Origin of the sequence: Halalkalibacter alkaliphilus (assembly GCF_023555415.1) — a bacterium.
In the GTDB taxonomy this organism is placed as follows: Bacteria; Bacillota; Bacilli; order Bacillales; family Bacillaceae_D; genus Halalkalibacter; species Halalkalibacter alkaliphilus.
In genome coordinates this window covers 140,344-148,415 of record NZ_JAKRYL010000014.1, presented here as the reverse complement: position 1 = coordinate 148,415, position 8,072 = coordinate 140,344, and the positions used below count along the sequence as shown (strand labels likewise).

Below are 8,072 nucleotides of genomic sequence, written 5' to 3'. Positions count from 1 at the left end.
GCGACCGTTTAGTGCTCTTTTGGCTGCTGCTACAGCTAAGTCAATTTCCTCCTTGCCACCTTCAGCAACTGAACCAAGTACCTCTTCATTAGCTGGATTCGTGTTAATGAATGTTTTATTATTTTCAGAATCCCTATACTGCCCATTAATAAAATGTCTACAATCAATCCCTGCTGCAGTAGTAACCGTTTTCATTATAAATTCCCCCATCCTGAAAATTGAAGTTATAATCTGTTCTTACGTATAGGATAATCAATATTTGTACCTCATAAAAGACCGTTGTTCCTTCATACGCAACAATTAAAAACTTTTTTAAATAATTTTTTGATTATTCATTTTTCTCATTTATTATGATATAGTGAATTCAACTTCTATAAAAGAACATCGTTCCTCTATACACAACAGAATGGGAGGTTTTTTATGTGCCAACCGAAAAGAAAAAGGATTACACATTATCATCAGTGAAAAATGCACTCCGAATTTTGAGAAGGTTTTCTATGGAGGAGTCAGAGTTAAAGATTACTGATCTAGCGAAAGACCTAGATTTAGGAAAAAGTACAGTAAGTCGGTTAATGTCTACACTGGCTAGTGAAGGATTCGTAGAAAAGAACCCGGAAAACCAACGGTATCGTTTAGGATTATCGATCCTTTCTCTTGCAAGTGTGTGTACATCAAACTTTGAAATTCATAAGGAAGCGATGCCTGTTTTGCATCAGTTAGTTGAAAAAACTGGTGAAACGGCCCACTTAGCTATCCTTGATGGACTAGATGTTATTTACCTACACAAGGTAGAGAGCAAACACCATGTCAGAGCATTTACGCATATTGGTAAAAGAAACCCGGCTTATGCAACTAGTTCAGGTAAAGTACTGCTCGCTTATAACGAGGAGCACTATGTTGAAAGAACTATTGCTAGGGGCTTTGAACACTTCACAGACAATACCATTACAGACCGAGATCAATTATATAAAGCCCTTAAAGAAATTCGCACAAAAGGCTATGCCTTAAGTATTGAAGAAATCTTTGAAGGTGTTGTATCAATTGCATCCCCTGTGAGAGATTATACAGGTCAGGTTATTGCATCCGTCAACATCGTTGGCCCAATGCAAAGACTTACAGAACGCTCCATTCCGATCCATACAAAAAAAGTAATTGAAGCAGGTAAACAAATTTCAGCAAGGTTAGGGTACCGAGCATTCTAGTATAACTAAACTGAACCTAGACTATAAAATCTGTTTAATTGTCAGGTGAACTGAAAGCGATTCCAACCAACCTATAATTAAAAAGGAGCTGACAGATATGCATGATTTTCATACTCATTTTATCCCTGAAGAAGTAATGACATGGATTAATGACAACAAAGAACAAGTAAACGCTAGTTGGATTAAAAAAAGCCCCGACAAAGAAGATTTTCTTTCAATCAATAACAAATGGGCGTTTGAGTTAAAAAAAGAATTCATAGATGCCAACTTGTATTTAACTGAAAAGGAAAGAGTTGGTGTAACACATGCCATCGTTTCACCGATTCCCCAGCTATTTTTATACGACTTCCCTTCTGAGATTACAAGTGAACTAGCAACGGTTTACAACCAATCTCTAGCTAAGTGGAGCCACTCAAACAGCCAGCAACTCTCTGCCTTAGGAACAGTATCGCTAAATCATCCTGAACTAGCTGCTCGTGATTTACGAGATGCAATGGATGCAGGGTTAAAAGGAGTGATTATTGGACCAGGACTCGATGGCAAGTTACTATCAGACCCTTCTTTCATTCCGTTCTGGGAAGAAGCAAATAAACAAAAAGCCATCGTCTTCATTCATCCTTTGTTATGTGAAGACCCACGTTTAAAGCAGAGAATGATGCCAAATTTGATTGGTGTGCCTTGGGAAACAACAGTCTCAGCTACTGATATTCTACTTAGCGGTATGCTAGATACGTATAATGACGCAAGAATTCTATTAGCACACGGAGGCGGATTTCTCCCTTATCAAATTGGCAGAATGAACAAAGGGAATGAGATGTGGCCACTTGTTTCAAAGGCCTTACAAAAAGAACCGACCGAATACTTAAAAGATTTTTGGTATGACACGGTCTTATGGAATCAAAACACATTAGAATTCTTAGCTAAATCTGTAGGTGAAGAACGTATTGTTCCTGGTTCTGACTATCCATTCGACCTCTGTGCATGGCCTCCTTCTATCGATTTTTCAAAAGGAGCAAAGTCTTTATTACAAGGAAACGAATAATCTATTAGAGGCTGTCTCAAAAGGGTCCGTTCTTTGACCTTTTGAGACAGCCTCTTACATATTTTATACTTGTAACGCCTTTGCACTTTCCCATTCTAAAGGCAAGCCAACATAGTTTTCAGATAAGCTTGTTAACGCTGCACGGGAGGAAGTTACATAGTCTAACTCACTAATTTGAATTCCTCTCTCAAATGACGTATGACTAAAATCACGATGAAGCATCGTTGTCATCCACCAAGAGAACCTTTGTGCTTTCCAAATGCGACGTAAAACGATCTCTGAATAACTTTCTAGCAGATCATTGCTCCCTGATTTAAAAAACATTTCAATTCCCTTGCTAAGAACTTGAACATCAGACATCGCCAAATTCAAGCCTTTTGCTCCAGTAGGCGGTACGATATGTGCTGCATCTCCCGCAATAAATAATCGACCGTGCTGCATCGGTTCACACACAAAACTTCGCATAGATACAATATTCTTTTGAATAATTGGTCCGTCTGGTAACGTCCATCCATCTGTTTCCACTCGTGCTTTTAGTTCAGTCCAGATACGGTCATCTGACCAATTTGCAATATCATCATTCGGATCTACTTGAATATAATGACGTTGAATTTCAGGTGTTCGCTGACTAATAAGTGCAAACCCTCTCTCATGATTAGAATAGATTAATTCCGGGTTTGCAATTGGGGTTTCTGCAAGAATTCCTAGCCAACCAAAAGGATAAATCTTTTGATTTTCTGTACGGTTTGGAATCATTTTACGACTTGGTCCATGGAAACCATCACAACCAGCTATGAAATCACAGACAAGTTCTTCCTCTCCTCCATCGTGTTTAAAACGGATCTTTGGTGACTCTGTCTCAATGTCATGAAGAGTTACATCACTAACGCTAAAATAAATCTTGCTACCTGCGCCTAATCGTTCCGCTACCAAATCCTTAATTACTTCATGCTGTGGGTACACCATAACACTCTTTCCTTCAGTAAGTTCATGCATATTGACTCGATGTCTAATTCCATTATACTGAAGCTCAATTCCATGATGTGTATGACCTTCACGCATCATCCGCTCTCCTACCCCAGTAGCATTCAAAAGGTCAACCGTTCCTTGCTCAAGCACACCTGCACGAATGGTACCTTCTATCTCCTCCCTTGAACGGTTTTCTAGAATAACAGACTCAATGCCTCCAAGGTGTAAAAGATGTGAAAGCATAAGACCAGCTGGACCAGCACCAATGATACCTACTTGTGTTTTCATGAAAATACCCCTCTCGTTTTTACAAATAATTATTGAAAACGCTTACTATCCTCAATTAAAATAATAATATGGGAATGTTCAGAATAAAAGACTCTATTTCTTTTATGTGAAACATTTAACTTTTTTAGGAGGATTTACTGTATGGAAATGCAAGGAGTTCTAAAATCAGTGTCAAACGGGCTTGCCATTTTACATTTATTCACAAATAAAAAGTCTACCTGGGGAGTCACAGAGATAGCAAATGTTCTCGGCTTAAACAAAAGTACAGTCAGTCGACTTGTAAAAGAGTTAGTAGTGGAAGATTTCTTGGAAAAAACAGGATCTAAGTACCAGCTAGGTATTTCTGTACTATGCTTAAGTGGCGTTATTACAACTCATTTAGAAATTTATCGTGAAGCAAAATCTCCTTTACAAGCACTCGTAAATAAAGTAGAAGAAACTGCACATGTTGCAATCCTAGAAGAATCCAACATTACGTATCTACATAAAGTAGAATGTCAGCACCCTGTTCAATTGTTATCTTATATTGGGAAAAACAATCCAGCAACGTGCACTAGTTCAGGAAAACTGTTATTAGCTTTTCAGTCTGATACTGTTGTGAAAAATGTTATAAATGGTAGCCTTCCTAAATGCGGGCCTACTAGTGTTGTCGATCAAGATTTATTGTTGAATGATTTACAAGTGATCCGTCAGCAAGGTTATTCGATTTGTGTAAATGAATTACATGATGGAGTTGTAAGCATTGCTGCACCTGTCAGAGACTATACTGGGGGAGTCATTGCAGCAGTAAGCATCGTTGGGCCTACTTCGCGTATGAGAGAAGATTCCTTTCCTCAATATGTAGAAGAGGTGATCAAAGCAGGTCAGGAAATTTCAGAGAAACTAGGGTTCGTTGATTAAAGATTTTGTACTTTTGAAAGGAGACCAAAATGAGATATCCAGCCATTAACAATGAATCTTTTTCTTCCATGCGAAATGCTCTCAGACTATTAAACTTGTTTACAATTGAAGAACCAGAATTAACGTTAAGTGAGATTGCAGAGAAATTACAAATTGCCCATAGTACAGCTCACCGACTCACACTAACGCTCATCCACTCAAATCTTATTGTGAAAGAACCTAATACCAAAACATATCGTCCCGCTTCATCTATTTTATCAATGGGCAATACCTTTTTAAGCAAATATAAATTGTGCCAAGTCTCCATACCTATATTAGAAGATTTAACAAAGAAAACAGGAGAAACAGCGCACATATCGATTTTAAAAGGGACAAAAGTTGTTTACCTTTATAAAGTTGATAGTTCTCATCCTGTTCATCTTCTATCTCATGCAGGCAGACAAAATCCAATACACTGCACAAGTTCTGGACAGGTTATCCTGGCTTATCAGTCAGAAAATAAAATTCAAGAAGTGATCCAAGCAGGCTTGCCGGAATACACACCTCAAACAATTACTTCGTCAAGAGTATTTTTACAAGCTCTATCTAAGATTCATCAGCAAGGATTTGCGGTTAGCAAAGAGGAAATGCACATAGGAGTGACGTCCATTGCAGCACCAATCTATCATAAAGGACACGTTGTTGCATCTGTTAGCATTGCTGGTCCAACTACAAGAATAAACAAGTTAAAAATTGAATCTATGATTAAATTAGTTAAATTAGCAGCAACGAAAATTACAGAAAGTTCAAATAAAGTTTTGAAATAACCTTTTAACTTACAAACGTTCTAGTCTAAAAGGAATGCTAGTACTATAATTAATATATTCTAATCAATAGTTGAGAGCTTTTACTCAGAAAGAGGTGTACATGAGCAAACGTTCGATACGTACCTTTCAAGGCCTAGTATTTCTTATTGGCTTAATGCTCGTAGCATTTAATTTACGATCTTCTATAACGGCTGTTGGACCTTTAATCAGTACAATCCGAATAGATACGAATCTCTCAAACAGTGTGATAGGGTTGCTTACAACACTACCTTTACTTGCCTTCGGTGCCTTTTCCATACTTGCACCTAAAATTGGCCGAAAGTGGGGAAATGAAACAACGGTCTTTATTGCTCTATTAATCCTCACGATGGGGATTCTCTTCCGTTCAACGGGGATGGTGTTTGCGTTATTTTTTGGAACAGCTATGCTTGGATTAGGGATTGCGATCTGCAACGTGTTAATTCCAGGGATCGTTAAAGGTAGGTTTCCTGAGAAAATGGGTCTTATGACTGGAATTTATACGACGTCTATGGCTTTAATGGCAGCGTTCGCTTCTGGTGTTAGTATTCCTCTTGCTCAAGGGTTTAACCTAGGCTGGGAGAAATCCTTAGCTGTCTGGGCTATCTTAGCAGGAGTCGCCGTTCTTGCCTGGATTCCCCAGCTTCGAAAACAAAAGAGTCCGGCTCAAGTTTCACAGTCTCCAAACAGTTCCATTTGGTCTTCTAAACTTGCATGGCAAGTAACGTTTTTTATGGGATTTCAATCTTGTATTTTTTACTGTATTATCGCTTGGATTCCTGAGATTCTCGTGAGTCGTGGCATCGATATTCCAACTGCCGGTTGGTTATTAACACTAACCCAAATCGTCGGTCTTCCTGCAACTTTACTCGTGCCTATTTTAGCAGGACGTCTTTCAAATCAAAAAGGAATTGTTTTAGGCATCGCACTCCTATATACGGTTGGTTTTCTCGGAATCTACCTTGGCGGTTCTTTAGGTTTGATGTCTGTTTATATGATGTGTTTAGGGGTTGCACAAGGAGCTGGTATTAGCCTTTCATTAAGTTTATTTGGCTTACGCTCGCAAAACGCATATGATGCAGCAAACCTATCTGGCATGGCACAATCAGCAGGTTATTTACTTGCTGCATTAGGACCTCTTCTGATGGGGCTTTTCTTTGACCTCTTCCAATCATGGTCCCCAGCATTTTTGTTATTTTTTGTGATGATATTTGCGATGGGAATCTCTGGGGTCCATGCCGGGCGCGCTCAATTCCTTTTCCAATCAGAGCCTGAGAAATTAAGAGCATAAAAGAAAGGGTCTGTTCTTTTCCCACATAGGAAGAACAGACCCTTTACCTTAATTAAAACGCAAACTGACGATACTTTGTCTGAACCGACACCCACTTCGTCGTCGTAAACTCATCCACAACCCACGGATTTCCAAAGCGGCCTAACCCACTTGCTTTGTTTCCTCCAAATGGAATATGCGGCGCATCATTTACCGTTTGGTCGTTAATATGTGTCATCCCTGCTTCGACTTGCAACGCAAGCTCTTCCCCGCGCTCCAAATCACTTGTGAAGATTGCAGAGCTTAATCCATGCTCGGTATCATTCGCAAATTCAATCGCTTGTTCATCTGATTCCGCTTTAATAATCGTCGCAATTGGGGCAAATAATTCACTTTGCGCTAGTTGACTGGAATTATCTACATTCGTAAAGACAAATGGCGTTAGCACATTCCCAATACGTTCCCCTTCTAAGGCAACATTAGCGCCCTCGCGTTTTGCTTCCTCAATGAAGTTCAGTGCCTTCTCCATTTGTCTATCATTTACTAGAGGTCCAATAACCGTTTTCGGATCACTTGTATCTCCGTACGGGAGTGCCGAGGCTTTCTCGACAAATTTTTGTACGAATTCATCATGTTTATCTTGATGAACGATAATCCGGTTAATGATCATACAAATTTGACCTTGGTGAATGAACTTCCCAAAAATCGCTGCTTCCACCGCACGATCAACATCGGCATCGGATAAGACGATCATTGGACTGTTTCCACCAAGTTCAAGCGCGACACGCTTTAAGTTTCTACCGGCAATTTCGCCAATATGACGACCTACTGCTGTAGATCCCGTGAAACTCACCAATTGGTAATTTGGATTCGTAAGCATATCATCGCCAATTTCTTCAACATCTGTTTGGATCACATTTAATACACCTTTTGGAAGTCCAGCTTCTTCAAATGCTTTCGCTAAAATCGCACCACCGCTTAACCCTACTTGGATATCTGGCTTATGCACCACGCTATTTCCTAGCGCAATCGCTGGAGCGATCGTTCTCATTGATAGATTCATAGGGAAGTTAAATGGCGAGATCGACGCAATGACCCCTAATGGAACTCGGTGAATGTGATTTAATTTCCCTTCCACATGCCCAGGTACTTCCCGTACTTGATTGACCTCGTCGGCATATTTAATCGCTTCTTCTAGAAACTCAAGTGTTAAATGAAGCTCTACATTTGCTTTTAATACACTTCCACCTGTTTCACGGCCTATGACATTTACAATTTCATCACGGTTGGCCTTCAAGTAGTCAGCAGCCTTATGTAAGACTTCTCTCCGCTCATCCACTGTGCTTTTCGCCCATTGCTTTTGCGCAGCTTTGGCAATTTCAAATGCTTCTTCTACTTGCTTAGATGTAGCTAATTTAATAGAAGTGATCAGAGAGCCATCGTAAGGATTTGTAATATCATAGGAACGATCACTGCCTCCATTTACCCACTCACCATTAATAAAACTTTTGTTTAATTGTTCATAGTTTTGCATCTAAGCCACTCCCTTACCAATTTGTTTATGTTACCACTTAATA

The 8,072-nt window shown here is 39.4% G+C and carries 8 protein-coding genes; 5 read left to right on the top strand and 3 right to left on the bottom strand.

Annotated features, from left to right (window positions below):
* The coding region (locus tag MF646_RS14530; RefSeq protein WP_250097230.1) for an aldehyde dehydrogenase family protein at positions 1 to 195 on the bottom strand (195 nt) is incomplete at its 3' end.
* 227 nt (positions 196 to 422) lie between these two features.
* Between MF646_RS14530 and MF646_RS14525 the strand changes: the two genes are divergently transcribed.
* Together MF646_RS14525 and MF646_RS14520 are read left to right on the top strand one after the other, a co-directional pair.
* A complete protein-coding gene (locus MF646_RS14525; RefSeq protein ID WP_250097229.1) occupies positions 423 to 1,202 on the top strand; it encodes an IclR family transcriptional regulator in 780 nt (259 codons plus the stop codon).
* A gap of 97 nt (positions 1,203 to 1,299) precedes the next feature.
* A complete protein-coding gene (locus MF646_RS14520) occupies positions 1,300 to 2,244 on the top strand; it encodes an amidohydrolase family protein (RefSeq protein WP_250097228.1) in 945 nt (314 codons plus the stop codon).
* 63 nt (positions 2,245 to 2,307) lie between these two features.
* Here the strand turns inward: MF646_RS14520 and MF646_RS14515 are convergent, their stop codons facing one another.
* Positions 2,308 to 3,501: a 4-hydroxybenzoate 3-monooxygenase gene (locus MF646_RS14515; RefSeq protein ID WP_250097227.1), complete on the bottom strand. Its 1,194-nt coding sequence runs from the start codon at positions 3,499 to 3,501 to the stop codon at positions 2,308 to 2,310.
* A gap of 141 nt (positions 3,502 to 3,642) precedes the next feature.
* Between MF646_RS14515 and MF646_RS14510 the strand changes: the two genes are divergently transcribed.
* From MF646_RS14510 to MF646_RS14500, 3 genes are all read left to right on the top strand, one after another.
* Positions 3,643 to 4,401 carry an IclR family transcriptional regulator gene (locus MF646_RS14510; protein ID WP_250097226.1) on the top strand — a complete coding sequence of 253 codons (759 nt, stop codon included), beginning with the start codon at positions 3,643 to 3,645 and terminating at the stop codon, positions 4,399 to 4,401.
* Between the two features lie 29 nt (positions 4,402 to 4,430).
* On the top strand, positions 4,431 to 5,207 hold the full coding sequence (locus MF646_RS14505; protein ID WP_250097225.1) for an IclR family transcriptional regulator: 777 nt from the start codon (positions 4,431 to 4,433) through the stop codon (positions 5,205 to 5,207).
* A gap of 100 nt (positions 5,208 to 5,307) precedes the next feature.
* The gene (locus MF646_RS14500) at positions 5,308 to 6,516 is read left to right on the top strand and encodes a CynX/NimT family MFS transporter (protein ID WP_250097224.1); all 1,209 of its coding nucleotides are present in this window, start codon (positions 5,308 to 5,310) and stop codon (positions 6,514 to 6,516) included.
* Between the two features lie 52 nt (positions 6,517 to 6,568).
* On the opposite strand, the gene MF646_RS14495 is transcribed toward MF646_RS14500, so the two are convergent.
* Complete coding sequence (locus MF646_RS14495; RefSeq protein ID WP_250097223.1) at positions 6,569 to 8,029, bottom strand: aldehyde dehydrogenase family protein; 1,461 nt, start codon at positions 8,027 to 8,029, stop codon at positions 6,569 to 6,571.
* Between the last annotated feature and the right edge of the window lie 43 nt (positions 8,030 to 8,072).

Bases quoted from the DNA above. Each gene is read 5' to 3' on its own strand.
- MF646_RS14515 (WP_250097227.1), bottom strand. From the start codon at position 3,501: ATGAAAACACAAGTAGGTATCATTGGTGCTGGTCCAGCTGGTCTTATG.
- MF646_RS14510 (WP_250097226.1), top strand. From the start codon at position 3,643: ATGGAAATGCAAGGAGTTCTAAAATCAGTGTCAAACGGGCTTGCCATT.
- MF646_RS14520 (WP_250097228.1), top strand. From the start codon at position 1,300: ATGCATGATTTTCATACTCATTTTATCCCTGAAGAAGTAATGACATGG.
- MF646_RS14505 (WP_250097225.1), top strand. From the start codon at position 4,431: ATGAGATATCCAGCCATTAACAATGAATCTTTTTCTTCCATGCGAAAT.
- MF646_RS14495 (WP_250097223.1), bottom strand. From the start codon at position 8,029: ATGCAAAACTATGAACAATTAAACAAAAGTTTTATTAATGGTGAGTGG.
- MF646_RS14500 (WP_250097224.1), top strand. From the start codon at position 5,308: ATGAGCAAACGTTCGATACGTACCTTTCAAGGCCTAGTATTTCTTATT.